Annotated in this window: 33 protein-coding genes; all 33 read left to right on the top strand. The window is 34.1% G+C overall.

Annotation, left to right across the window (positions count from 1 at the left end; genetic code table 11):
• Positions 1 to 130: 130 nt before the first annotated feature.
• Positions 131 to 1,762, top strand: coding sequence for a glycosyltransferase family 2 protein (locus ACYVRA_RS00725; RefSeq protein WP_461250827.1), 1,632 nt, complete (start codon positions 131 to 133; stop codon positions 1,760 to 1,762).
• A gap of 299 nt (positions 1,763 to 2,061) precedes the next feature.
• A complete protein-coding gene (locus ACYVRA_RS00730; protein ID WP_461250828.1) occupies positions 2,062 to 2,865 on the top strand; it encodes an ABC transporter permease in 804 nt (267 codons plus the stop codon).
• 10 nt (positions 2,866 to 2,875) lie between these two features.
• Positions 2,876 to 3,613 carry an ABC transporter ATP-binding protein gene (locus tag ACYVRA_RS00735; protein ID WP_461250829.1) on the top strand — a complete coding sequence of 246 codons (738 nt, stop codon included), beginning with the start codon at positions 2,876 to 2,878 and terminating at the stop codon, positions 3,611 to 3,613.
• The gene (gene rfbA / locus ACYVRA_RS00740) at positions 3,610 to 4,485 is read left to right on the top strand and encodes a glucose-1-phosphate thymidylyltransferase RfbA (protein ID WP_461250830.1); all 876 of its coding nucleotides are present in this window, start codon (positions 3,610 to 3,612) and stop codon (positions 4,483 to 4,485) included. The genes ACYVRA_RS00735 and rfbA overlap by 4 nt, the downstream gene beginning before the upstream one ends.
• Positions 4,485 to 5,045: a dTDP-4-dehydrorhamnose 3,5-epimerase gene (gene rfbC / locus ACYVRA_RS00745; RefSeq protein ID WP_461250831.1), complete on the top strand. Its 561-nt coding sequence runs from the start codon at positions 4,485 to 4,487 to the stop codon at positions 5,043 to 5,045. Before rfbA ends, rfbC begins: the two co-directional genes overlap by 1 nt.
• Complete coding sequence (gene rfbD / locus ACYVRA_RS00750; RefSeq protein WP_461250832.1) at positions 5,042 to 5,941, top strand: dTDP-4-dehydrorhamnose reductase; 900 nt, start codon at positions 5,042 to 5,044, stop codon at positions 5,939 to 5,941. The genes rfbC and rfbD overlap by 4 nt, the downstream gene beginning before the upstream one ends.
• Complete coding sequence (locus tag ACYVRA_RS00755) at positions 5,922 to 6,302, top strand: hypothetical protein (RefSeq protein ID WP_461250833.1); 381 nt, start codon at positions 5,922 to 5,924, stop codon at positions 6,300 to 6,302. Before rfbD ends, ACYVRA_RS00755 begins: the two co-directional genes overlap by 20 nt.
• Complete coding sequence (locus tag ACYVRA_RS00760) at positions 6,244 to 6,867, top strand: nucleotidyl transferase AbiEii/AbiGii toxin family protein (RefSeq protein ID WP_461250834.1); 624 nt, start codon at positions 6,244 to 6,246, stop codon at positions 6,865 to 6,867. Before ACYVRA_RS00755 ends, ACYVRA_RS00760 begins: the two co-directional genes overlap by 59 nt.
• Positions 6,867 to 7,949, top strand: coding sequence for a dTDP-glucose 4,6-dehydratase (rfbB, locus tag ACYVRA_RS00765; RefSeq protein WP_461250835.1), 1,083 nt, complete (start codon positions 6,867 to 6,869; stop codon positions 7,947 to 7,949). Before ACYVRA_RS00760 ends, rfbB begins: the two co-directional genes overlap by 1 nt.
• Before the next feature lie 6 nt (positions 7,950 to 7,955).
• On the top strand, positions 7,956 to 9,110 hold the full coding sequence (locus ACYVRA_RS00770) for an RNA-binding domain-containing protein (RefSeq protein ID WP_461250836.1): 1,155 nt from the start codon (positions 7,956 to 7,958) through the stop codon (positions 9,108 to 9,110).
• 39 nt (positions 9,111 to 9,149) lie between these two features.
• Positions 9,150 to 9,368, top strand: coding sequence for a DUF3791 domain-containing protein (locus tag ACYVRA_RS00775; protein WP_461250837.1), 219 nt, complete (start codon positions 9,150 to 9,152; stop codon positions 9,366 to 9,368).
• Positions 9,368 to 10,045, top strand: coding sequence for a DUF3990 domain-containing protein (locus tag ACYVRA_RS00780; RefSeq protein WP_461250838.1), 678 nt, complete (start codon positions 9,368 to 9,370; stop codon positions 10,043 to 10,045). Before ACYVRA_RS00775 ends, ACYVRA_RS00780 begins: the two co-directional genes overlap by 1 nt.
• 18 nt (positions 10,046 to 10,063) lie before the next feature.
• Entirely contained in the window at positions 10,064 to 10,432 is a 369-nt protein-coding gene (locus ACYVRA_RS00785; RefSeq protein WP_461250839.1) for an EamA family transporter, read from the top strand.
• 5 nt (positions 10,433 to 10,437) lie between these two features.
• On the top strand, positions 10,438 to 11,373 hold the full coding sequence (locus ACYVRA_RS00790) for a glycosyltransferase family 2 protein (RefSeq protein ID WP_461250840.1): 936 nt from the start codon (positions 10,438 to 10,440) through the stop codon (positions 11,371 to 11,373).
• Positions 11,374 to 11,409: 36 nt separating this feature from the next.
• Complete coding sequence (locus tag ACYVRA_RS00795; protein WP_461250841.1) at positions 11,410 to 11,646, top strand: acyl carrier protein; 237 nt, start codon at positions 11,410 to 11,412, stop codon at positions 11,644 to 11,646.
• 4 nt (positions 11,647 to 11,650) lie between these two features.
• Positions 11,651 to 13,183: an amino acid adenylation domain-containing protein gene (locus tag ACYVRA_RS00800; RefSeq protein ID WP_461250842.1), complete on the top strand. Its 1,533-nt coding sequence runs from the start codon at positions 11,651 to 11,653 to the stop codon at positions 13,181 to 13,183.
• 57 nt (positions 13,184 to 13,240) lie between these two features.
• A complete protein-coding gene (locus ACYVRA_RS00805) occupies positions 13,241 to 13,450 on the top strand; it encodes a DUF3791 domain-containing protein (protein ID WP_461250843.1) in 210 nt (69 codons plus the stop codon).
• On the top strand, positions 13,447 to 13,950 hold the full coding sequence (locus ACYVRA_RS00810) for a DUF3990 domain-containing protein (RefSeq protein ID WP_461250844.1): 504 nt from the start codon (positions 13,447 to 13,449) through the stop codon (positions 13,948 to 13,950). Before ACYVRA_RS00805 ends, ACYVRA_RS00810 begins: the two co-directional genes overlap by 4 nt.
• Positions 13,947 to 14,153 carry a hypothetical protein gene (locus ACYVRA_RS00815; protein ID WP_461250845.1) on the top strand — a complete coding sequence of 69 codons (207 nt, stop codon included), beginning with the start codon at positions 13,947 to 13,949 and terminating at the stop codon, positions 14,151 to 14,153. The genes ACYVRA_RS00810 and ACYVRA_RS00815 overlap by 4 nt, the downstream gene beginning before the upstream one ends.
• A 161-nt stretch (positions 14,154 to 14,314) precedes the next feature.
• Positions 14,315 to 15,163: a GNAT family N-acetyltransferase gene (locus tag ACYVRA_RS00820; protein ID WP_461250846.1), complete on the top strand. Its 849-nt coding sequence runs from the start codon at positions 14,315 to 14,317 to the stop codon at positions 15,161 to 15,163.
• A 2-nt stretch (positions 15,164 to 15,165) separates the two neighbouring features.
• Complete coding sequence (locus ACYVRA_RS00825; protein ID WP_461250847.1) at positions 15,166 to 16,236, top strand: 3-oxoacyl-ACP synthase III family protein; 1,071 nt, start codon at positions 15,166 to 15,168, stop codon at positions 16,234 to 16,236.
• A gap of 13 nt (positions 16,237 to 16,249) precedes the next feature.
• The gene (locus ACYVRA_RS00830; protein WP_461250848.1) at positions 16,250 to 16,468 is read left to right on the top strand and encodes a phosphopantetheine-binding protein; all 219 of its coding nucleotides are present in this window, start codon (positions 16,250 to 16,252) and stop codon (positions 16,466 to 16,468) included.
• The gene (locus ACYVRA_RS00835) at positions 16,458 to 17,195 is read left to right on the top strand and encodes an SDR family NAD(P)-dependent oxidoreductase (RefSeq protein WP_461250849.1); all 738 of its coding nucleotides are present in this window, start codon (positions 16,458 to 16,460) and stop codon (positions 17,193 to 17,195) included. The genes ACYVRA_RS00830 and ACYVRA_RS00835 overlap by 11 nt, the downstream gene beginning before the upstream one ends.
• A gap of 28 nt (positions 17,196 to 17,223) precedes the next feature.
• The gene (locus ACYVRA_RS00840) at positions 17,224 to 18,069 is read left to right on the top strand and encodes an AAC(3) family N-acetyltransferase (RefSeq protein WP_461250850.1); all 846 of its coding nucleotides are present in this window, start codon (positions 17,224 to 17,226) and stop codon (positions 18,067 to 18,069) included.
• Positions 18,070 to 18,072: 3 nt separating this feature from the next.
• Positions 18,073 to 18,663 carry an MBL fold metallo-hydrolase gene (locus ACYVRA_RS00845; RefSeq protein ID WP_461250851.1) on the top strand — a complete coding sequence of 197 codons (591 nt, stop codon included), beginning with the start codon at positions 18,073 to 18,075 and terminating at the stop codon, positions 18,661 to 18,663.
• An 8-nt stretch (positions 18,664 to 18,671) separates the two neighbouring features.
• On the top strand, positions 18,672 to 19,199 hold the full coding sequence (locus tag ACYVRA_RS00850; RefSeq protein WP_461250852.1) for a GNAT family N-acetyltransferase: 528 nt from the start codon (positions 18,672 to 18,674) through the stop codon (positions 19,197 to 19,199).
• Positions 19,196 to 20,341, top strand: a complete 1,146-nt coding sequence (gene rffA / locus ACYVRA_RS00855) for a dTDP-4-amino-4,6-dideoxygalactose transaminase (protein ID WP_461250853.1) — start codon at positions 19,196 to 19,198, stop codon at positions 20,339 to 20,341. The genes ACYVRA_RS00850 and rffA overlap by 4 nt, the downstream gene beginning before the upstream one ends.
• Before the next feature lie 47 nt (positions 20,342 to 20,388).
• Entirely contained in the window at positions 20,389 to 21,978 is a 1,590-nt protein-coding gene (locus ACYVRA_RS00860) for an ATP-binding protein (protein ID WP_461250854.1), read from the top strand.
• 37 nt (positions 21,979 to 22,015) lie between these two features.
• Entirely contained in the window at positions 22,016 to 22,315 is a 300-nt protein-coding gene (locus tag ACYVRA_RS00865; RefSeq protein WP_461250855.1) for a hypothetical protein, read from the top strand.
• Positions 22,316 to 22,472: 157 nt separating this feature from the next.
• Positions 22,473 to 24,668, top strand: coding sequence for a hypothetical protein (locus tag ACYVRA_RS00870; RefSeq protein WP_461250856.1), 2,196 nt, complete (start codon positions 22,473 to 22,475; stop codon positions 24,666 to 24,668).
• A 52-nt stretch (positions 24,669 to 24,720) separates the two neighbouring features.
• Positions 24,721 to 25,740 carry a GDP-mannose 4,6-dehydratase gene (gmd, locus tag ACYVRA_RS00875; protein WP_461250857.1) on the top strand — a complete coding sequence of 340 codons (1,020 nt, stop codon included), beginning with the start codon at positions 24,721 to 24,723 and terminating at the stop codon, positions 25,738 to 25,740.
• Complete coding sequence (locus tag ACYVRA_RS00880; RefSeq protein ID WP_461250858.1) at positions 25,737 to 26,684, top strand: GDP-mannose 4,6-dehydratase; 948 nt, start codon at positions 25,737 to 25,739, stop codon at positions 26,682 to 26,684. Before gmd ends, ACYVRA_RS00880 begins: the two co-directional genes overlap by 4 nt.
• A 38-nt stretch (positions 26,685 to 26,722) precedes the next feature.
• Positions 26,723 to 26,976 (top strand): hypothetical protein (locus ACYVRA_RS00885; protein ID WP_461250859.1); only part of this gene is annotated, 254 nt, incomplete at its 3' end.

Consider the following 26,976-nt stretch of genomic DNA (forward strand, 5'->3'; position numbering starts at 1 on the left):
TCTTTTCGCCAGGACTATAGTCTCATTAAGAAAAAATGGCTTCAAAGCGACAGTAAAGAGGCTTTTTGTTTATATTAAGAGAGATTTAAGAAATAAATTTTCCTCGCTTGGAAAAGAACTATTTTTGTCAATGAGCGAAAGATTCACCCAGGAAAACGCGGTATTCTCAAAGCAAGTCAAAATTAGCATTATTACACCGTTATTCAATACCAATGAAGAATACCTTGTAAAAATGATAGAATCCGTTGAAGCCCAGACATATGTTAATTGGGAACTATGTTTGGTTGATGGAAGTGACAAAACTCACGGAAATGTCAAGTTTATCTGTGAAGATTATGCATTACTGGATAATAGGATAAAATACAAAAAACTTGATGAAAATTTAGGCGTATCGAGTAATTCAAACAAGGCAATAGAAATATCAAGTGGAGAGTATATCGGGCTTCTGGAGCATGACGATGTGCTTCATCCCTCCGCCCTGTATGAAATAATGAATGTAATCTGTACAGAAAACAGCGATTTTATCTATACAGATGAGGCAATATTTTCTTCTAATGGAAAAATTACATTAAAACACTATAAACCGGATTATGCTGTTGATACTTTGTATTCGCACAATTATATTAGCCGTTTTACGATCTTTTCAAGGACGCTTATGGATAAGGCGGGAATGTTCCGCAGTGAATTTGACGGAAGTCAGGATTATGATTTAATTCTAAGGTATACGCATAATGCTTCTAAGATAAGGCATATTTCAAAATTGTTGTATTTTCACAGAAAACGTGAAAAATCAAATATTAGCAAAAAATTAACTGTTATTTTATCGGCGGAAAAGGCAATATCTGAGCATTTAAAATCCATAGGAATATCAGCCAAAGTAGAAAGTAAAATAGGGCTTCCCGGATATTATAGAATTATCTATAAATTAACAGAAAAACCGCTGGTTTCTATAATTATTCCAAACCGGGATAACGCTTCTCTTTTACGTAACTGCCTGTCATCCATAATGGAAAGAACAACTTATGACAATTATGAAATTATTATTGTTGAAAATAACAGTACAGACATTGCCACTAAAAATTTCTACCAAGAATTGAAACGATATACCAATATTCACCTTGTAAATTGGGAAGGAAAAGATTTTAACTTTAGTGAAATATGTAATTTAGGTTTTAGGCATGCAAACGGGCAACAACTGATATTTTTAAATAATGATATAGAAATAATCACGCCTAATTGGATAGAAGAGATGTTAATGTATTGCCAAAGGGATGATGTTGGAGCGGCAGGAGCCAAACTTTATTTCAGTAACCGGTCTATTCAACATGCCGGTGTTGTATTAGGAGTTGAAGGAACAGCGGGACATATTTTATACGGTGCGCCTTTTGGTTTTACCGGATATATGGGAAAATTACAGATCGTCCAGAATATGAGCGCTGTAACTGGCGCTTGTATGATGGTCAAAAGAAAAGTATTTGAGGATGTAGGTCTTTTTCCACCAGAATTTCATAATTCATACAATGATGTTGATTTATGTATCAGAATCAGAAAAGCCGGGTATCTAATTGTCTGGACGCCTTATGCGGAAGCCTATCATTTTGAGTCAAAATCACGCGGATATAATATAACGCACGAAAAAAAGCGAAAATTGGCCAGTGAAATGGCCTTATTTAAGGCAAAATGGAAGAAAGAACTTGCTGCCGGGGATCCCTATTACAACTGTAATTTTTCTCTGGATAGCGCCAATTATAGAATTAAGTAAATATTCTAATTCCCCTTCAATTTATGGAAAGTTTTAAGCATTGACTGATTTTCAGGAATAATATATACTGATTATTTGTGAAATATGACTAAATTTGACTGAATATTTGTTGTACTGTTGGTATATTATGGTTATTGTACCGGCAAATTCGGCAAGCCTGTTTCGGCGGCGGCTGGGTTTTTTATTGAGTTTTTTTTAAAAAAAGCCGTTTTTGAACGGTAAGGCATTTGTTTGGCTTGGTTTTTAGGTAAAAACAAGCGTATGCTTAACAATTTATTAAAGTGAGTTATAGAAATAGTATGAATATTATTGGAAAAACAATTTCACGTTTACAAATCTTTTTTAAATATAGAGAACTTTTCTTCCAACTTGTATCCCGAGATATAAAACTTAAATACCGCAGGAGTTTTTTAGGTTATATCTGGAGTATGCTAAATCCCCTGCTGACCATGCTGGTAATGGTTATTGTTTTTTCTAATTTATTTGCGCAAAAAGTTGTTGTAAATTTCCCTATTTTTCTTCTTATCGGGAATCTGCTCTTTACATTTATGTCAATCGCCGTATCAAGGTCGCTTACTTCGGTCTTGGGGAATGCAGGTCTTTTAAAGAAAGTTTATGTTCCCAAGTATATTTTTACTCTGGCGGTTGTAACCAGCGAATTTGTAACCTTTCTTTTTTCCTTGGGAGCTTTAATAATTTTAATATTTGCTACCAAGACTCCCTTTACAATACGTTTTCTGTTTATCGTTATTCCCATTATACAATTATTTGTATTTAGCATTGGGTTGGGTCTGTTTATGGCTCAGGCTACAGTTTTTTTTCGTGATATGGTGTACATTTGGCAGGTTTTTTCTACAGCATGGCTGTATCTTTCCTGCATATTCTATCCAGCAAGTATTCTGCCAGGCTGGCTCTACAATATTGTTACGCGCTATAACCCCATGTATTTTTACATTACGTTATTTCGTAATTTTACTTTAGAGGGCCCAAATGTGGGCAGTTTGGATTTGGCTATTCGAGGAACAATTGCGGCTGTTCTTATGCTGTTTGTAGGATTAATAACCTTTTCTTACAATAAAAATAAATTTATTTTATATATGTGAGGTGTTTTTTTTGGAACCGACTGTTATCCATGTGGAAAACGCGACAGTGCGCTTTAACATTGCCTCGGAAAAAATTGACAACATCAAAGAATATTTTGTAAAACTTGTTAAAGGCAGTCTTCATTTTAAGGAATTTTTTGCCCTTAAGGATATCAATTTTGAAGTAAAGCAAGGAGAATCCTGGGGCATAGTTGGCAGTAACGGCGCGGGGAAATCAACCTTGTTAAAACTTATTTGCGGCATTATTGCACCTAATACCGGTTCAGTTGCAATTAACGGTTCTATATCTCCAATGCTGGAACTGGGAGCCGGGTTTGATCCGGATTTAACGGCAGGAGAGAATATTTATCTGGAAGGCGCCCTGCTTGGTCATAGCCGGGCATTCATGCAGGAACATTATAACGAGATAGTAGAGTTTTCCGAACTCGCCGATTTTCTTGATATGCCAATTAAAAATTACTCTTCCGGTATGCAAGCCCGTATGGCGTTTTCAGTGGCAACCGTAGTAAAACCAAAGATTCTTATTGTTGACGAAGTTCTTGCCGTAGGAGATGCCGCTTTTCAGAGAAAATGCGAAGCCCGGATACATGAAATGATACAAAGCGCTACGACGATGCTTCTTGTGTCACATGACAGCGGTATGATTGAACGTTTATGCGATAAAGCGCTCTGGTTACGTAAAGGCGAAGCTGTAATGACAGGCGATGCAAGAGAAGTTTGCGCCGCTTATGCGGAGTTTTACAAATGAAAGGTATTATATTAGCCGGAGGCTCCGGTACAAGGCTTTTTCCTATTACTAAAGTTTTATCAAAACAAATATTACCGTTATACGATAAACCGATGATTTATTACCCTCTTTCCGTACTGATGCTTGCAGGCATTAGAGAAGTACTGATTATTTCTACTCCCAGGGATTTACCGTTTTTTAAAGAACTATTGGGAAATGGCAGTTGGCTTGGCATGAATTTTGACTATAAAATTCAGGAAACTCCAAGGGGACTTGCGGACGCTTTTATCGTAGGAGCCGATTTTATCGGTGATGGAAGCTCTGCTTTGATTCTTGGTGATAATGTTTTTTATGGCAGGGGATTTGCGCAAACCTTAAAAGAAATTAAATGTCGGATTGAAAAAAAAGGCGGAGGAACAATCTTTGGTTATTTTGTTAAAGATCCAAAAGCCTATGGTGTTGTGGAATTTGACAAAGACGGAAAGGCGATTTCTATTGAAGAAAAACCAAAATTCCCTAAAAGCCATTATGCCGTACCGGGACTTTATTTTTATGATAACGCTGTAATAGATATTGTAAAAAACATAAAACCTTCCGCCAGAGGTGAGATTGAAATTACCGCTGTCAATAACACCTATCTGGAACAGGGTACGCTTACCGTAGAGACTCTTGATAGAGGTATGGCATGGCTTGATACCGGTACTTACGATGGTTTGCTGGAAGCGGCGAATTTTATAGAGACCGTACAAAAGCGGCAAGGGATGTATGTTTCCTGTATAGAGGAGATAGCCTATACTAACGGCTGGATAAATAAAGAAGACCTTTTACAGCTTGCAAAAGAATATAAAACCGAATATGGCGAATATCTACGTTATATTGCGGAGAGCATGTAATGCCATTTGTTTTTACGCCATGTCCGATTCCCGGTTTGTTTGAAATACAGCCAAAAGTATTTGGAGATACACGAGGTTATTTTTTTGAGTGTTATTCCGAGCGGGATTTTCACGCTGTGGGAATTACACTTCCTTTTGTACAGGATAACCAGTCCTGTTCGGAGAAAGGTGCGCTTAGGGGATTGCATTATCAGAAAACACATCCCCAAGGAAAATTGGTTAGGGCTATACAAGGTGAAGTGTTTGATGCTGTAGTTGATTTACGACAAAATTCTTCTACATGGGGAAAATGGTATGGAGTTATTTTAAATAGCGAAAAACAAAACCAATTATATATACCTCCGGGATTTGCACATGGACTTTTAGCATTAACAAAACAAGTTATTTTTTCATACAAATGTACCGATTTTTATTATCCTGAAGATGAAAAAGGCATCACATGGAATGATCCGGATATAGGCATCAAATGGCCAGACTTGGGTATGGAATATTTATTATCCGATAAAGATAAAACTCTCCCATTTTTTTCATCGCTGATAGCCGAAAATAAAAAACAATGATATGGCTAATCGGCAACAAGGGTATGCTGGGAACAGAACTCTCTTTGCTTCTGGAAAAGAGCGGCTATTCATTCATTGGTACGGATCGTGAAGTTGACATTACCACTACTGCCGCTCTTGGGGATTTTATCCATACTCAGCAAGACAAAAAACAACCAATTGATTGGATAATAAACTGCGCCGCATATACAGCGGTAGACAAAGCCGAAGATGAGATTGAGATTTGTAAAAAGTTAAACACAACAGGCGCAGGCAACATTGCTTCTTGTGCAAAAAACATTAATGCAAAATTAATACATATTTCTACAGATTATGTTTTTAACGGGCAGGGAAACAGACCATACAAAGAGGAAGATGCCACCGATCCTATTGGCGTTTACGGGTTGACCAAAAGAGACGGAGAGATAAAAGTTTTTGAAGAAAATAAAAATACATACATAATACGAACCGCCTGGCTTTACGGCAAGTACGGCAATAATTTTGTTCATACAATGCTCAGGCTTATGAAGGAGAGAGACAAAGTAAAAATAGTAAATGATCAGAGGGGCAGTCCTACTTGGGCTTTTGATTTAGCTGAGGCGGTGATAGCTTTTATCAAAGCTGAACAAGCAGGCAAGGATGTTCCCTATTGGATTTATCATTTTACAAATGAAGGTGAAATTTCCTGGTTTGATTTTGCTAGGGAAATATATGATCAGGGACGTGCTATAGGCATTTTAACTAAAAACTGCGATGTAATGCCCTGTACCAGCGCAGAATTTCCTGCTAAGGTAAAGCGTCCCGCTTATTCAGTACTGGATAAAAGTAAGATAAAAGCCACTTTAAAAATTAACATCCCGACTTGGGATATAAGTTTAAAGGAATTTTTAAAAAGCAATGATGACCTTAAGCAATGAAGAAAAATTAAAACTAATGGGCAATCTTAACTGGGATTACCTTGACACGCATGAAGATATGCTTGCGGTAATTGAAGGACGGCTTAAAACTTCCGGGGCATTTACCCAAGATAAGCTTTTTGTCCGTTCTCTGGAACGGCTCCCCTGGCACTATGTAACTGCTCTTTGGGGAATTGAAAAAATAAAAGAATTATATACGCCGGAAATAGCAAAGCGTATTTGGCCAAAGAGCAGGAGGTATCATTTTGATTTTGCCCTCGCAGTATTACGAAGAGAACCTTTACCCCCTACAAGATGGGGTGATGAATATTTTACAACACAGCGGCACAGATTTTTTTCTGACAGGGGGAACAGCGCTTAGCCGAGCATACTATAATCATCGTTATTCCGATGATCTTGATTTTTTTGTAAATCAATCAAAAACGTATGATGAGCAATTGGATAAAGTTTTAGCGTTGCTTCAGGAAAATGGATATATCTGGGATATTCATAATGAATATACAAGAGCTAAAGATTTTACGACATTAAAAGTTAGAAAAGGTTCTGAAACATTATTAAAATTGGATTTTGTAAATGATCTTGTTCCTCATTATGGAGAAATTATTGAAACAGGCTTGTTTTATCGCACAGATTCAATTCGCAATATGCTTTCCAATAAATTATCCGCTATTTTTAGGTATGCGGCTAAAGATGTTGTGGATATAAGAGAAATTGCATTGCATGAAACTATAGATTGGCCAATAGTTATTAATGAAGCGCGGAATAAAGAAGCGGGTCTTGAACTTGTTTATATTTCTGAAATTTTAACAAGTATGCCCCAAAGCGAATTTGAAACTGTCACATGGACTAAAAAACCAAGTTGGCAGGAATTTCGAAATGACATTGACCGTATAATACATGATATGATAAGCGGAGGATCAACATAGTGCGTAGTTTAAAAAATATTCTTGTAACAGGCGGCGCAGGATTTATCGGCGTTAATTTTATTCGTTTTCTTTTTGGCGAAGCGGAGGAAAAACCGGAGTTTAAAGGACGGATAATTAATCTGGATAATCTTACTTATGCTGGAAATGCCGGAAGCTTAAAGGAAATAAAAGAAAAATTTGGTGGTAGCCGGTATTTTTTTGAAAGGGGAGATATTTGCGACCATTCGTTAGTTGAAAATATCTTTCAAGAGTACGATATTGATACAGTTGTTCATTTTGCCGCCGAAAGCCATGTAGACCGTTCAATTCTAGGACCTGAAGCATTTGTTAAAACTAATGTATTGGGAACCTTTACGCTCTTGGAATGTGCCAGAAGTATATGGAAAAACACTAAGGATGTGCTATTTCACCATATCAGTACTGATGAAGTATATGGTTCTTTAGGAGAAACAGGTTTTTTTACCGAGAGTACTCCTTATGATCCGCGCTCGCCTTATTCAGCCAGTAAAGCGGCAAGTGATCATCTAGTAATATCATACCATCATACCTACGGTCTGCCGGTTACAATATCCAATTGTTCAAATAATTATGGTCCTTACCAGTTTCCGGAAAAACTTATTCCCCTTATGATCATCAATATGCTTGAGGGCAAGCAGCTTCCAGTGTATGGCGATGGAAAAAATATCCGGGACTGGTTGTATGTGAATGATCACAATAATGCTATTTGGAACATATTGCAAAATGGCAGGGAAGGAGAAAAATACAATATCAGCGGTGAAAATGAATGGGAAAATATAAAACTTCTTAATGAACTTATCGACATCGTTGTCGCCAAAACAAATATGAATGCTACGGCAATTCGAAATACTATAACTTATGTCAAAGACCGTCCCGGTCACGACAGACGTTATGCGATAGATTGTTCAAAAATCAAACGCGAGCTGGGCTGGAAGCAGACTGTCAATTTCCGTCAGGGGATTGAGCGCACAGTAGACTGGTATTTGGCTAACAGGGAATGGATAGACAGTATACGCAACGGACATTATAAGCGTTGGATAGAAAAGAATTATGATAAACGTTAGATCCTAATGAATGAACAAGAATTGTTAAAAATTATTAACGGCGGTGAATCTAGCAAAGCGCAGTTCAAGGAATGTCTGCCCCACCCTGACAGTCTTGCCCATGAGATGATTGCCTTCTCAAATTCACACGGCGGAAAAATCATTTTTGGAGTAAATGATAAAACGGGAGAATTGCACGGACTTTCCTTTAGTGAAATACAGCAGATAAACCAACAAGTTGTGAATATCGCATTACAAAAAGCGTACCCGCCGGTTTATCTTGAAACAGAAACTGTTTCTGTAAAAGGTAATCAAATAGTTGTAGTTAGCCTTAATGAAGGAATATCTAAACCTTACAAAGATTCAAATGGGACTATCTATGTTAAAAACGGATCGGATAAAAGAAAAGTAACATCAAATGATGAAATTGCGCAATTATTGGGAAGTAAGAATTTACTTGCTGATGAAATTGAGATTTTTGATACAAGTATAAAAGATATGGATACCCATCTTTTTTCCGAGTATTTTAAAAAGGAATTTGGACAAAGTTATGAAGAAAAAGGGTTTACTTTAGAAGAAGCGCTTAAAGCAAAAAAAGTTATACGTAACAACCACTTAACACTTGCAGGTTTATTATTCTTTGGATATGAAATTCAAAATATAAAACCGCAATTTACAATAAAAGCAGCAATGTTTATAGGAAATGATATTTGCGGAAATAATTATAAAAGCAAACCTGAAGATTTAACCGGAATTATTCCTGAGCTTTTTAAGCAGGGAATGATGTATGTAAAAAGCTGTATTAAATATTTGCAAAACGGACAAGGTTTTAATTCACATGGCATACCAGAGGTTTCCATAATTGCTCTGGAGGAAGTTTTGCAAAATGCATTAATTCATCGTGATTATTTTAAAAACGCTCCGATACGTTTGCTTGTTTTTGATAATAGAATTGAAATAATTAGCCCTGGAAGACTGCCTAACAGCTTAACAGTTGAAGAAATAAAATACGGTAATCCTGTTATCAGAAACAATCAGTTAGCCATGTTTGCAAGCCGGATTCTGCCTTACAGCGGGTTAGGTTCTGGCATACGCCGTGCTTATGCCGAGCAGCCGGATATGGAACTGGTGAACGATGTAGAGGGTGATCAATTTATTGTGAGGTTTCCGCGTGTTAGCTGATATTGAGCATATTCCGATGATATTAATTAAAAGAATATTATGAACGACATATCTGACAAAATAAGTTTTATTTCCTGTATAATTCCAGAGTTTGCGGACTCATACAAAATGTCTATCCCTAATGCGTATAATTTTTTAAAAAAATACGGCGGATTAAAATATTTATTAAATAACTGGTGGGCTTTACACACTGAAAATATTATTTGGGCTGTAAGAGATATTTACGAAGTCTGTCGGAATAATGGCGGACCAAGGTAATGCTTGTATATCATGGCAGTTATACTTTTATAGACGAGATTGATCTTGAAAAATGCAGGCCATATACAGATTTTGGTAAAGGTTTTTACGTAACAAAATATAAACATCATGCAGAAAATTGGGCAAAGAGATCAGGGGATAGGCACAAAACTGATGGATGTGTTACCGTTTTTAATTATATTGATACATCATTTGTAGATTATATTTGTAAAAAAAAATATTTTAACGGATATACGGAAGAATGGCTTGATTTTATAGTTAATAACAGAAATGTAGATTCTGTTGAACAAGCGCACGATTTTGATATTGTAGAAGGTCCGGTTGCCAATGATAAAGTCCAGAATAATTTACAATATTATTTAACAGGAGAAATATCAAAAAGTGATTTTCTTAAAGAATTAACATATCATGAAGAAACACATCAAATTTGTTTTTGTACCATTGCTTCTTTACAAACGTTAAAATTTATTGACAGGGATTTAACTGTTTGTATAGAACAAATAAGTGAAAACATATTAAATAACATAGTTAAAGACAAAAATATTGATGTTGATTCGGCTTCCGATTTATTTTTTTCTTCTAAAACATTTGCTGATATTACAGATAAAAAACATGAATATTATAAAAATGATTGGCAGGAAATTTATAAGATGTTGCAAAAAGAATTGGATGCCTAATAGCAGATAACTTAAAAAATGAAATATTTATATATACTTGGTACAATTTTATTTACCGTTTACGGTCAGATGATTCTCAAATGGAGAATCACCAAATTAAATTGGTCAATGGTAGATGGCAATTTAATCGAAAGAGTAATTTGTTATTTAAAATTGCTCTTTGATCCGTTTATTTTAACAGGCTTCGCTTCTGCGTTTATTGCCTCTATTTGCTGGACAATGGCAATGTCAAAATTTGAGATAACTAAAGCATATCCCTTTATGAGTATTTCGCCTGCGATAGTTTTTTTATTAGGAGTGTTTTTTCTTAAAGAAACATTTACAATAGGAAAAGTAATAGGGCTTGTATTAATTATTTTAGGAACAATTATAACGGTAAAATTATAACAAATATGGATAATAAGCCTCATATATCTATAGTTTCTCCTGTTTATAAAGCGGAGAAAATCGTTACTGAACTAGTTCGGCAGTTACATGAAAATTTAACAACTATTACTGATAATTATGAAATTGTACTTGTAAATGACGCTTCACCTGACAATTCATGGGAAGCGATTATTGCTGAATGTTCTAAAGACAACCGTGTAAAAGGAATAAATTTAAGTAGAAATTTCGGGCAGCATTACGCAATAACTGCGGGGTTACATTATGCCAAAGGTGAATGGGTAGTGGTTATGGATTGCGATTTGCAAGACAGACCTGATGAAATTCCCAATCTTTACCGAAAAGCGCAGGAAGGCTGGGATATTGTCTATGCAAGAAGAGCAAATCGGCAAGATAGATTTATAAAACGAATGACTTCAAACATTTTTAACGCATTTTTTACGTATCTGTCGGGAATAAAAACTGATAACGTGGCCAATTTTGGCATTTATCATAAAAAAGTAATAGACGAATATAACAAAATGAAAGAATATGCGCGCTCATTTGGCACACTTATCAGGTATTTGGGTTTTAAATCATGCATAATTGATGTAAAACACTCATCACGCTTTGAAGGAAAAAGCTCATATACATTGGCAAAGTTGTTCCGATTAGGAACAGATGTTATTCTTTCTAATAGTGATAAACCGCTAAAAATGGCTGTTAAATTTGGTTTTTTTATATCAGTACTTTCGTTTGTGCTGGCAATATATAATATAATTGCCAAATTGACAGGAATTATACAGGTTACTGGTTTTACCACAACCATTTTTTCTATATGGTTTGTTGGCGGGATAATTCTTTTTGTATTGGGAGTTCTAGGTTTATATATTGAACGAATTTTTACCCAGGTTAAAGGGCGGCAGTTGTTTATTGTAAAAGATGAGATTAATGTTAATAAATAAATATAATATAAAAATAAAAACCAACATGGAGGAAAAATGAAAGAACAAATTTTCGCAATTCTTTCCGAATTACGCCCTGAATTTGATTTTACTCAAAGTGCGAATTTTATTGATGAGGGAATGTTAGATTCCTTTGATGTGGTTACGCTGGTAACAACACTGGATGAAAAATTTGGTATTTCTATCAGCGGCACTGACATTTTGCCGGAAAATTTTGAATCGGTCGAAAAGATAGAAGCTCTATTGAAAAAAAACGGGGTAAAATCAGAATAATAGTATGCAAATAAATATCCTTGAATATTTCCTGAAAACTGCCTCTGAATATCCGGCTAAAACAGCGGTAATAGAAGGCGATAAAACTGTTTCTTTTGAACAACTGCGTAAAAAATCAATTTCTCTTGCGTATGCTCTGATAAATGGAAATGATATTTTAAATCTTCCTATAGCAGTGTATCTTCCAAAATCTATAAATACCGTTGAGGCTGATGTGGCTATAACATATAGCGGAAATGCTTACATGAATCTTGATGTTAATGCGCCTATAGAGCGGATTCGCAATATTATTAACTTAATTAAACCTGCAATTTTAATTACTGATACTGTCAATTTAAATAACATAAAAACTATTTTATCTGATTCCCAGAAAATATTTCTGATTGACAAGGAATATTCACATAACGAACAACAGGAACACTTTTTATTGGAACGGCTTAACAAGCTGATAGATACCGATCCTTACTGTATTATTAACACGTCCGGGTCAACAGGAACGCCTAAAGGCGTTGTATTGAATCACAAAAGCTTTATTGATTTTACAGAATGGAGTTGTGAAACTCTGAAAATAGGCAGCAATGAAATTGTCGGTTCCTTATCACCTGCAATATTTGATATTTATAGTCATGAATTATGTATGATGATGTCAAAGAGCAGTACGATTGTTATACTGCCCGAACGTTTATCCGCTTTTCCGTTTAAAATACTGGAGATACTTGAAAAAGAAAAAGTCTCGTTTATTTTTTGGGTACCAACAATTATGGTAAATATCGCTAATATGGATTTACTAACCAAAATAAATCTGTCGGAGCTAAAAACAGTATGGTTTGCTGGAGAAGTATTACAGACAAAACAATACAACTATTGGCATAAAAATTTACCCAATACAAGATTTATAAATTTATATGGACCAATTGAGATAACATTGGATTGTACATATTTTATCATTGATCGTGAGTTCGATGACAGCGAACCGTTGCCTATAGGTTTTCCATGCAGGAATACGTCGATCTTAATTTTAAATGAAGATAATCAACTTTGTAAACCCGGAGAAGAAGGTGAACTTTGCGTCAGAGGGACATCACTTGCTATGGGCTATTACAATAATCCTGAAAAAACCGCCGTCGCTTTTACTCAAAATCCGTTAAACAAAAATTATCCTGAAATTATTTACAGAACCGGCGATATTGTTACAGAGAATGATCGTGGTGAAATATTGTTTAAGGGACGCAGAGACACGCTAATCAAACATTTAGGCTACCGGATTGAATTGGCCGAAATTGAGCATATAGTGGTAAATGTTTTACATTTGGTTGACAATGGATGTGTTGTTTATCAGAAACAGAATAAAGAAATATATCTTGTTTACGAAGCAAATGAAGATTTTCCGGCGGCTGAATTTCGCAAACGAATAGGACAAAATCTGCCAAAGTACATGATTCCTACAAAATATTTACGAATGGAAAAATTACCCATGAACGCCAATGGTAAGATAGACCGGCTGAAATTGAACCAACAGGTGAATGAGGTTAATTGATGACTGAAAATACAATTGAAGAACGAAGAAATAAAATTTATTAAACGGTATACAATTATGAATAACAAACAGGAACTATGGGTTTCCATGATAATAAGCGGATATTCTAAAAGATTGAATATAACTATTTCAGAGGCTACCCGGGTGATTCTTTCCAACGGTTGCCTGAATTATTTGGAAGAATACTATGAAACATTGCACCTTTTATCAAATGAAGATGTTATTAGTGAACTGGTTGATATGGCCGGAATAGGGGCTAAAAAATGATTTTATTTCACGGAAGTAATGCAGAAGTATCCAATATAGATTTATCAAAATGCGGAAAATATAAAGATTTTGGGCAAGGTTTTTATTTAACATCAATAAGACAGCAAGCTATTGACTGGGCAAATAAAATTACAAGAAGGTTCGAAACAGGCAGGCCAATATTAAATTTGTATGAATTTGACAATATTTTAAATGATTTAAATTACATAATATTTACTGAGCCAAATGAAGAATGGGCAGTTTTTATTATAAATAACAGAAACAAGGATTTTGTAAACCATAATGACAGACTATCAAATCAAGATAATAAATACGATTTTGTACACGGGCTTGTCGCAAATGACGATATTTCAGCGATTTTGGAAACATTTTTGCTCGGTATCTTACCAATGACGGAACTTTCTAAAGCTTTGATACACAAGGAACTCAATGATCAGTTTTCTTTTCATTCGGTTAAAGCTCTTTCACATTTAAAATTTTTGAAGAGCGAAATTTTATGACAGAAAAACAAAGATTTTTGGTTTATGTACATTTTGCTGGATTGTTGTCAAGCATCAGAAAAAACAACAAACTAAGTATCAGCGAAGCTGTAAAAATAATGCTTTCAAATGGAATTATAAATAAATTAGAAGATTTGGAAACAGGTTATTATTTAGAAAGCGACGCATACCTGGAAAATGCATTAATAAAACAGAACCTTTAATTGAACAAATCTTAAAATTTGGAGAACCGATATATCTGTAATCAACTATTGATAAAGAGAACAATTAAAGAGGATATCAATTATAGAATGAGCCGGACCAATTACTGGAATAATGTTTAAAATAAGATAATATTGAACCAACAGGTAAATACTGATAATCTATGAAACAAAACCTAAACAAGGAAATTCTAACTAGTTATGCAAATATTATTAACGCTATTGACACAATTAAATCTTATAAAGAAGGCTATATTACCAACTTTTTTCTTGGAGAAGATCGTTGTAATCTGTTAATCAAAAATAAATTACTGAATATTGTTTGTTATGAGAAATGCTTCTTTATTTTGCATGAAGACCATGATTTTTTCCATCTTTATTTTATTTGTTCAAATGAAAAAACACTTGCGGATTCATTAAAAGAATTAATAAGTAATTGTACCGAACATACTTTTGTAACAGATATTATTGGAACAGAAATAAACATAAAAAAAACAGCAGATATTTTTTTACAAATTGGTTTTAATAAGTACACTACTTTGTATAGAATGAGCCGTATTAAAAATCTTAATGAACCGCAGATTGCCGATACAAAAACAGAAAATGCAACGCTAAATCACACAGAACAAATATTGAATATTTTTGAAAAGTATTTTGATAAATACAGCGAGCAATTACCATTACTGGAAGAAATTACGCAATTTATTAACAATAATAATGTTTTTGTTATTACAGAACAACAAAAGGTATTGGCCTTTGTTATTTTTGAAATAAAAGGCATGACATCTTATTTGCGTTACTGGTTTGTTCTTCCCGAATATCGCGATAAGAAATTTGGGTCAGTCTTATTAAGACGTTTTTTTAACGAAAGCCGTAATACAAAAAGGCAAATTTTCTGGGTATTGGCATCAAATGAAAATGCCATTGTAAGATATAAACATTATGGTTTTGAGGCTGAAACAATGCTTGATCAGGTAATGATTAGATCCAATAATGATTGCAAGAGGTTATAAATATGAGTATTCATTTTACTTTTAAAAACAAACGAATTAGCGGCGTACTATCGATTCTTCCCAATCAAGAAGTTACTTTTGAAGAAGAAATGGGAAACTATAATTTTTCAGAAGCAAAATCGCTAAAATTAAAATTGGCAATGGGATACAACAAACATAGAATTGTTAAAGAAAATACAAATGTCTCTGATATGTGCATATATGGAATTAATTATCTTTTTGATAACAATCTATTAAAAAAAGAAGATATAAGCGCCTTAATTCTGGTAACCCAGTCGCCTGAACATTTTATGCCGCCTACCAGCAATATAATACATGGAAAACTTGAGTTGGATACAAATGTATTATGTATGGATATAAACCAGGGTTGCGCGGGATTTATTATTGGTCTATTGCAAGCCTATATGTTGCTTGAACAGGAATCAATCAAAAAAGTAGTATTGATGAATGCCGATGTCCTAAGCCGGAAAGTAAGCAAGCGTGATCGAAACAGCAACCCTTTGGTTGGCGATGCCGCCTGTATCACTATTGTAGAAAAGAGCAAAGAACAGGCGAATATAAACATGGTATTAAATATGAACGGCAAGGGAGCGTATGCCCTTCAAATACCTGCTGGCGGATTTAAGATTCCCTGTAGTCCTGAAACATCTGAAATGAAAGAAGATGATAATGGAAATTTTAGGGCTTTGGAAAATTTGGTTATGAAGGGCGATGAAGTTTTTAATTTTGTTCAAACCGAAGTTCCTCCGATGATTGAAGAATTATTGGGTATGGCAGGGAAAAAACCTGATGATATTGATTATTGGCTGTTTCATCAACCAAATAAATTTATGCTCAATAAATTGGCCGATAAAATCGGAATATCACGAGAAAAAATGCCGTCAAACATTGTGGAAAATTTCGGAAATGCAAGCGGCGCGACTATTCCAACCAATATCAGTTTTAATTTGGGGGAAGCCGCTTGTATAAAAACGTTTAATGTCTGTTTTGCAGGATTTGGCGTTGGGTTGACATGGGCGGCAATAGAACAACAGCTTGGCAATTTATCATTTAATAAGATAATATATTATTAGGAAGGAGTTATTTATGGCAAATTTAGCAGAAAAAATCAAAGAATTACTTGAAATTGAGGAATTGGATCTTAATGCAAAGTTCAAAGATCTTGAAGAATGGGACTCATTGTCAGTATTATCCACTTTGGCGCTTTTGGATTCGGATTATAAAATCCATATGTCTCAGCAAGAAGTTGAGGCGTTTTCATCAATAGCGGAATTTATTGAATATGTAGAGAAGAATGGAAAATAAACCTTATATACTTATTAGTGGCTCTACTTCTGATATTGGAACGTCAATAGCCGAAACTTTATCCAATGATAATCCGTTATTATTACATGGTCGCGATATTAATAAATTGGAACAGCTAAAAAACAAAATACATTCATCTAATCCAATTGATTTTTGGGTTTCTGATTTATCACAGATAGAAGAAACAAAAAAAACATTAAAAGATTTTCTACTATCCAAACAAATTCAAATAAGCGGTTTTGTTCATTGTGCCGGTACTTTAAAAATTTTACCTTTAAAAAATTTTCGTGAGGATTATATTCAAGAAATCTTTAATGTTAATCTGTTTAGCGCTATTGCTATTTTACAAACATTATTAATGAAAAATAACATATCGTCTCTTAAAAGAATAATTTTTATTTCCGCTCTCTACAGTAAAAGGGGGAACAAAGGTAATTCGATTTATGCGGCAAGTAAAGGAGCGATTGATTCTCTTGTCAAATCTCTGGCGTTAGAATTAGCGCCTAATATTACTGTTAATTCTATTTTGCCGGGCGGTATACGCACTAAAATGAGCGAACCAATATTTAATGATCCTGAAAAATTGGCGAAACTTACAGATAAATATCCTTTAGGTTTTGGGCAATGCTCTGATATTGCGTTGATGGTAAAATATTTGCTTGGGGAGGGCGGACGTTGGATTACCGCTCAAAATTATTGTGTTGATGGCGGAGCATCAATGTTCTGATGTTAAAATACATCTGGAAGGTTAATATATGAATGAAAATATTCTTTTCAAAGGCAATACAGGCTCGCTAATAACTAATAAACAAATATCTGATTCTTTAAAGAATCTTGGCGCGAATAAATGTGATATTCTCTATGTGCATACAGCGTTGAATTTCGGAATTCCAATGATTAAGAAGTTAAGTTTATTAGAGGAATTGTATTTAATATTTATGGATTTGGCCGTTCCAACATTAATATTTCCTACATTTACATTTAGTTTTCCAAATAAGGAAGATTTTAATGTTCAAAACAGCAAAACGCCAATGGGCTTATTTAATGAATATTTTCGTAATCAGCAAGATGTAATTAGATCAATCGATCCATTAATGTCTAATGCTTTATTAGGAAAACATACGGAATTTATTAAAGATATTGGTAAAAACTCATGTGGAAATGGTTCCACCTTTGACTTGCTTCATAAAACAGAGTTAAATGTAAAATTTCTATTTTTTGGCACTCGTATTGGAGATTGTTTTACATTTATGCACTATATCGAAGATAAATTAAAAGTTCCATATAGATATGAACGTCCATTTACCGGAAATATTATTAACAATGATGTTGTTTGCACAGATACATATAATTTATGCGTTAGATATAGCAATGTGTTTCCGGGGCCTGGTTCTTATATTTATGAAAACATATTGCTTGAAAGAGGAATTGCAAAACAAACAACATTAGGAGACAGTCAAATTATTATTGTACCTGAACAAGCTGCGTTTACTATATATCAGGATATTATACAATCATACCCTTGTTTTTTTTTATCAGCCCCATTCGATGAGACAAAAAAAACAACTGAATTTAAAGTTGAGAAAATGGTAGCGCTTTAATGTATGAAAATAATAAAAATTATAAATCAGCCTGTATCTTCTAATTGTTTTATTGTGTTTAATGAGAATAAAAGCTCTTGTATTGTTATAGATCCCGGTTCAGAAGATTCATCTGTTATTGAACAGTCAATAGGTGAACAAAAGGTTGATTTTATTTTTTTAACTCATGAACATTTTGATCATATTTGGTGCGCTGATAAAATAAGGACTAAATATAATGCGAAGCTCTGTTGTTCTTTGGACACTGCTAATGCTATTACAAACAAAAAGAAAAACATGTCAGTTTTTTATAATCAAATTGGATTTGAATTAAATCCTTGTGATATTGTACTAACTGACGAACATCTAATAGATTGGGGAGGAATACAAATCGAAATTATTCATACGCCAGGTCATACAAATGGTTGTATTTGTATTAAAATAAACGATAATCTCTTTACAGGAGATACTTTAATTAAAGATGTTCCTACAGTTACAAAACTTCCTGAGGGAAACAAAGATAAGTTGCAAAAAAGTATAGAAAAACTTGAGCAAAAAGGATTGTACAAACTTAATCTATATTGTGGACATGGTGAAGATGATATAAGAGAGTAATTAAATAATTGGAAACATTTCAAAAATATGATATTATATTAGAACGCTTGACTCTTGATAAGATAGAACTTGTCAGAAATTGGAGAAATGACCCAAAAATTTCCCAGTATATGGACTTTAAAGAATATATATCTCCTGAAATGCAATTAAAATGGTTTAACAAAATTAACAATGATAATAATTATTATTTTATAGCAGTGTACAATAATGAAAATATAGGATTAGTAAATATAAAAGATATTGATTATGACAAAAAATGCGGAGAACCGGGAATATTTATTTACGAAGATAAATACATGAATACGGGTATTGGTATTCGGATGGCTTTATGTAATACAGATTTTGCATTTGAGTGCTTAAAACTTGAATATCTTTCCGGGCATATAATGGCTAATAATAAAAGAGCTATTCGTTTTAACAAAGCATTTGGTTATTTGATAGATGAAGGTCAAAAAGATAAAGAAAAACAGCGGTATATTCTAACAAAAGAAAGATACCTTGAATATAAAGAAAAAATGATTAAACTTCTTATATGAAAATGATCCCTTTTAATAAACCTTATCTAACAGGAAAAGAAACTCAATATATCGAACAGGCTGTTCGTTCAGGAAAAATTTCCGGTAACGGAGAATTTACAAAAAAAAGCCAGACATTTTTTGAGCAGAAATATGGTTTTAAAAAGTGCCTGCTCACTACTTCCTGTACAGACGCTCTTGAAATGTGCGCAATCCTAGCTGATATTCAACCAGGCGACGAAGTAATTGTACCGAGTTACACATTTGTATCTACGGCATTAGCGTTTGTAAGGCAGGGAGCAAAAATTGTTTTTGCTGACAGTCAGGATAATCATCCAAATATTGACGTAGACGCTATTGAAGCATTGATTACTCCAAAAACAAAAGCAATAGTACCTGTGCATTATGCTGGTATGTCATGTGATATGAAAAAAATTATGCAGATTGCTGATAAATACAATTTATTGGTTATTGAGGATGCCGCACAAGCAATAGATTCATCTTATACAGATGGGATTATAAAACCGAAGCCATTAGGGAGCATTGGACATTTAGCGGCTTTTTCTTTTCATGAAACAAAAAACATCATTTCCGGTGAAGGTGGAATGTTAGTAATTAATGATGAGCGATTTATACGCCGTGCGGAAATTATTTGGGAGAAAGGGACTAACCGCGCTGAATTCTTTCGCGGAGAAGTAAATAAATATGGATGGGTAGACACTGGCAGTTCGTTTTTACCATCAGAAATTGTAGCAGCTTTTCTTTGGGCTCAAATTGAGTGTTTAGATGATATTCAGGCAAAACGAAAACAAATTTGGGATATTTATTTTGAAAATTTAAAACCATTAGCAGATAAAGGATATTTTATTTTACATGAAATACCAAATTATGCTACAAATAATGCGCATATGTTTTATTTGGTTTGTAATTCGTTGGAAGACAGAACAAGATTAATCACACATTTAAAAGAAAATGGTATTTTAGCTGTATTTCACTATCTTAGTTTGCATTCCAGTGAATATTACAAAACAAAACACGATGGACGTAGATTAGAAAACTGTGATAAATTTGCAGATTGCTTGGTACGATTACCATTCTATTATGAATTATCACAAAAAGATGTTGAATATATTTGTGAAACTATAAAAAAATGTTTTAAGTAGAAATGATGACATGCCGTAAAGGTGAAGAAACATTGAAGGAATAATCTATGAAAAGACGCTTACCGATAGGCATACAGGATTTTGTCAGTATCCGCGAGGAAGGTTTTATTTATGTTGATAAAACCGCCCAGATTCACAGCTTAATAACCGGATCGGGCAGGGCGTTTTTTCTTTCACGTCCCAGACGTTTTGGGAAATCGCTGTTGTGTTCAACTTTAGGAGCGGTATTTGAAAACAGGCGGAATCTGTTTGGCGAGATAGCAGGACAACCGGCCCTTGCGATTGACTCCATGGAATGGGAATGGAAGAAACATCCGATAATTCATATTGATCTCAATCCGGGAAATTATCCAGCCGGAGGAGTAAACACACTTTACGAAATAATTAATATGGCGCTTGATTCTTGTGCAAGAAAATATTCTGTGTCTTTGGATGCCGGTATCTGTGCAGGACGTTTTATCCGCCTCATTGAAACACTATATCATACTCAGAATGAGAAGGTTGTTGTTATAGTTGATGAATATGATAAGCCCCTACTTGCTACCATTGACAATCCGCAGCTTCACGCCATGATGAGGGATGAATTAAAAGGATTTTATGGAGTTTTGAAATCGTATGATAAGTATTTGCAGTTTGTGTTTCTAACTGGAGTAACTAAGTTTTCCCATGTTAGCGTATTTTCGGATTTAAACCACCTTGTTGACCTTACCCTTGATCCACGTTACGCCGATCTCTGTGGCATAACCCAAGAAGAGATGGAACAAAACTTTGGACCGGAGATAGAGGCGGTATTGGAAGACTCAGATAAGAGCCGAGAAACGTATCTTGGAGAATTACGCCGGTTTTATAACGGTTATAGATTTTCCCATAAACTTCTTACGGTGTATAACCCATTTGGTTTACTTAATCATTTTGACAAGAGTGGAAAATTTTTACCATATTGGTATGAAACGGGAACGCCTACTTTTTTGATAAACCTTATTATCAAACAAAAAATAAACATTGTTGATCTTACCGATATGCGAGTAGGATATGAAGATTTCCGCAAGTATGACATAGAGACAATGAGGGCGGAACCACTGCTTTATCAAAGTGGGTATCTGACGATAAAAGATTATGATGAGGAGTTGAATCAATATATTCTTGATTATCCGAATGATGAAGTACGCACTTCCTTTTCAAAAGCGCTTTTGGAACAGTATTTACAGCCATCTGTTGAAGCTTCTCGCGGATTGAATACCCAACTTATTGCGGCGTTGCTCAAAGGCGATGTAGACGGGGCGATAAATTCACTTAAAATATTTTTAGCGTCAATACCTTATGATATAATAAAGGAAAGCGAAAACTATTACGAAACCGTAATACACTTGATATTTACGATGCTGGGTTTAAATTGCCAATCGGAAGTACGAATAGCATCGGGGCGTATAGACACGCTGGTAGAGACAAAACGCTTTGTGTACTGTTTTGAATTTAAATTGAACGGAACTGCGGAAGAAGCACTGGAGCAAATAGACACAAAAGATTATTTGTTGCCCTGGGCAGGAAGCGGAAAGCAATTATTCAAAGTAGGCGTTAATTTTGATTATGAGAAGCGTAATATTGGAGAGTGGAAATACGCAGGGTATGATAATTGATAAGAAGATTAAAATAGTTAGGAAAGAGATATAACTTATGATTACTTCAAAAGACACTGATATGGTGGGGAAAAGTTCAGAGAAAATAATAAAGGATAATCCTTTTGTTACAATAGAAGAATTATCTGTTTTGCTGAATAAAACAACAGTTGAAAACATTAAAAATGGAATTTCTATTTTACGGAATCCTATACTTTTGTCAACAGTACAGTATATACTGCCATATAAAGGCTTGGGAACTGGAATTACGCGTTCATTTTCGCTTTATCCTGATATAACAATGGAAAATAAAATAGATGAAAACCAATTTAAAGTAATTATTTATCATCCTAAATGAAATGATTTGTAAAATGTCATGTCGTAAAATGTCAGAAACAAATAAAGTGATTAATGTTTTGGATTTATAGTAGATAAAAATTAAATTTTGTTGTTGGAAAAAGGAATCAATCGCGATAAATTTTTTCGCGGAGAAGTAAATAAATTATGGAGGAAAAATGAAAAATTTTGAAATGTTGTTAAAACAAATTAATAATCCAACGGTGTTAAGAAAATTGGCAATAATATTTGTATTTACGGGTATGGTAATTTGTCTTTTATTATTGTTAGAGCCGATAAAAAATATGCCTAATTTATTTATATTCCTATCTAAAATTGGCATAATGTTTTTTTTACTGGCTTTTTTCTGCCTGTATTCTAAAACGATTGCCGAATTTATTGAGGATACTAAAAATTCAAAATTAATTATCATAATTAATGTCTTAATATGTGTGTTGTTGTTAGGTTTTCTCAGTATTTTATCATATAAATACTTATGGAAATTTTCGAATAGCGATCATGCAGCTCATATGGTATTGGGAAAGCTATTAGCTGAAGAGAATGCTTTTGTTAGTCGCAACTGGTATAGCTCAACCGAGATGGCTCTGATTGGCTCAAATTTGATCACAATGCCGCTTTTTAAATTATTAGGACGATATGAAAATTGGAAGTTGATTCGCGCTCTTTTTGTATTTTTAAGCAATTTAATATTGATATTGTCATATTTGTTTATGGCTAGACAAATTAAAATTAAAACAAAATGGATATTTATTACCTGCAATTTTTTAATTATGCCGCTGTCATGGGTTTATTTTGATATGATAACATTTAGTGGTTCTTATACTTTCATTATTGCCGCGCTTTTTTGCTGTCTTGGTTTGTTTATTAAACTTGCATATCATGTCAGTACAGCGAAGAAATTATTAACTAATTTTATCTTGTATACGTTATTGTTATTCGTTACCGGTGTACAGGGAATCCGTTATTTTATTATTTTCAATATTCCTCTACTTATTACATGCCTTTATTGTTATTCAAAAATAATACAAAAAAAGAAATACTTTCTTTTTCTGGGATGTTATAGTTTAATTGTGTCTGGTATCGGTTATTTAGTAAATAATCTACTGCATTCTTATTTTTATTTTTACTCATATGAGGTTATGAACCTAGACAGATTAAACGCCAACTTTTTTCCAAAACTCGGAGAAATTCTTTATTCAATTGTGAATTTCCTTGGATTTTCTTACGGAATTCCTCTTTTATCTATTAATGGTTTATTCAGCATAATAGCGATAATCGGAACATTTTTTTTGTTTTGGGCGGTTTTAAAATCATTGACCTACGCGAAGATTCAAAATAACATCGAGGTACAATTAGCAGAACAACAATTTATAACATCCTTTTTTATTATTTCCTTCATTTTTAATATATTTGTATTAATTGTTATTGAACAAGAAATTATTAGCAGATATTTTATTCCGTTTATGGTATTTTTTATTCCTCTTATTGCGATCTTCTTTGAACATATTGAAAAATCGTACGGACATCTGAAACGTATAGCAATTATATCTGGAATAATTTTATTTATTCTTGGACAGAGTTATTTAACTGTTAGATACGAATATACACAAGATAGATATAGTAATAGTAGTAGGAATGGTTATATACGGTATTTATTGGACAATCAGCTTAAGTATGGCTTCGCTACATTTTGGAATGCGAATATAACAACTGAATTAAGTAATGGAAAGATTGAAATATCCAGTCTTATGCCCGACTTGACATATTATTATTGGTTAACTCCAATGAAATATACAAACTCTTCTTATCATCAGGGCGAAATTTTTTTATTGTTATCTCAAGATGAATGGAAAGATTTACAGTTAAAAAAACTTTATACACAACATGAACCTGATTATGAGGATAATAGTTTTATCATAATTAAATATTCTTCCATTGAAGCGTTTCGTTCTTATGAAATAAATTCTTTAATTAAAAAATTTTCTGATCATGTAATAAAAGGATTTTCTGGTCAGGAAAATACTCTTATATGGACAGATCAGGAAGAAGCAGAAATAAGTATCCCTATTCAAAAAATTGAATCTGACTTAAGATTAACGATAAGAGGTAATAGGCTTTCACCGTTACAAACAGTAAAATTTATTGTAAATGATCATGTCTATGGAAATCTGGAAGACGGAGACAATGAATTTATAATCAAAGCAAGAGAATTGGTAAATAAAAATTATTTAGACATTAAAATAATTACATCAAAACTATACACACCAAAAGAATTAGGAATAAATGAAGATATGAGGACTTTAGGGTTTTGTTTACAGTCTATTGGTTTATATGAATATAAAGCAATAGATTAAAATTGCATGGCTATGAAGATCAATTATTTAAAATAAAGGAGATTAATTTACAATGAAAAACGCGTTAATAACAGGAATTACAGGGCAAGACGGTTCATATCTTAGCGAATTGCTTTTAGAAAAAGGCTATAACATATACGGCATTATGAGGCGTAAAAGCGTTGTCGATTATGGCAATGTCGCTCATTTAAAGGACAAAATACATTTTATTTATGCCGACATGACGGATGTTGTTTCTCTTGTTTCCGCCATGCGAGTTTCACAAGCAGACGAAGTGTATAACCTTGCTGCTCAGTCTTTTGTTGCTACAAGTTGGGAACAGCCTATTATCACGGCTGATATTAACGCGGTTGGAGTAACGCATTTACTTGAGGCAATTCGCATTGTAAAACCACAAGCGCGTTTCTATCAGGCATCAACCAGTGAAATGTTTGGTTTAGCGCAGGAAATGCCCCAAACAGAAAAAACTCCTTTTTATCCTCGCAGTCCTTACGGGGTAGCAAAATTGTACGGACATTGGATAACAAAAAATTACCGTGAAAGTTACGGTATGTACGCCTGTTCCGGTATTTTGTTTAACCATGAAGGTGAAAGACGTGGTAAGGAATTTGTTACGCGCAAAATTACAGACGCAGTTGCGCGTATTAAACTAGATTTGCAAGATCATGTTGAATTGGGAAATCTTGACGCAAAACGCGATTGGGGTCATTCTCAGGACTATGTGAATGCAATGTGGCTCATGCTCCAGCAAAATATGCCGGACGATTATGTTATTGCCAGCGGCGAAACCCGTACTATTAGGGAATTTGTTGAAACAGCCTTTTCTCGTGTAGATATAAAAATACAGTGGCAAGGAAGCGGTAAAGAAGAAATAGGAATAGACAAAGCTTCCAGCAGAACCTTTGTAAAAATAAATCCGCGTTTTTTTCGGCCTGCGGAAGTTGAAATCTTGCTTGGGAATCCTGAAAAAGCGGAACGTCAGCTTGGTTGGAAAAGAAAAATATCATTTTCAGAGTTAGTTGCACGTATGGTAGATAATGACCTAGCACTTGTCGGTAAAGAGAAAAAATGAAAGCCCTTATAATTGGAGCGGCAGGATTTGTCGGAAGACATCTTATTATTCACCTAAAATCATTAGGATGGGAAGTAAGTGCGACCCGGTTGCCCCAAGAAGAAATAAAAGAAGATGTTCCAAACTATGAGCTTGATATACTCAATCAAGCTTCTATAAGTTCTTTGCTTGATAAGATACGCCCTGATTACCTTTTTCATCTTGCCGCGCAAAGTTCTGTTGCCCTGTCTTGGGAAAAGCCTGCGTTAACAGCGGATATAAATATTAAAGGCGCTGTTAATCTTTTGGAAGCGTTGCGCGTTATGCAAAACCCTCCTCGGGTTCTTCTTATTGGGTCAGGCGAAGAATATGGTTATATTCTGCCGGAGGAATTACCCATTAAGGAAAATACCTTAATGCGTCCGGGAAATATATACGCTTGTACTAAAGTTGCGCAAGATTTACTAGGTCATGTTTATGCCCACGCTTATAAACTTGAAATTATCATGGTTAGAGCTTTTAACCATACAGGGCCGGGACAAATTGATACTTTTGCAACTGCCAATTTTTGCAAGCAAATTGCGGAAATTGAAGCGGGCTTGCATCCTCCGATAATTTATGTTGGTAATCTTTCTTCTATGCGCGATTTTACAGATGTACGGGATATTGTTAAAGCGTATGCTCTGCTTATTCAAAAAGGAAGAGCCGGAGAAGCGTATAATGTAGGAAGCGGTAAAGCCATTGCTATGCAGGAAGTTCTTGAGATAGCGCTTTCTCTCGCAAAAACTCAGATTACTGTCAAACAAAACCCTGCGTTGATGCGTGTTTCTGATACCCCGGTTATTCAAGCGGATATTTCACGCCTTACTCATGTAACCAGCTGGAAACCGGATATTCCTTTACGGGATACTATTACTGATATGCTGGACGATTGGCGGAAGAAGATTGTATCTAACAAAATATGATAATGCTTATTAGTTTATATGTATTATTTTAAGAAAATATGAAATATCCGTTAAAATTAAATTATAAAAAAACGCGTTCCCATTGGCATAGTAATTTATATGCAAAAATAGATAAATGTATTTCTCATATTCTGAGAGTACCCCCCCCCCCCCCGAATGCCTCCTTTAAAAATTTGTTCATATGGCATCTTTTGCCGGTTCAATTTCAGAGGATAATTACGAAAAATAGTTTTCAAAAAGAGATGTATTTATATAAAAATGATCAAAATGTTTTTACTACAATTTATAAAAA

The sequence above is a fragment of the Treponema sp. R8-4-B8 genome, assembly GCF_054786175.1.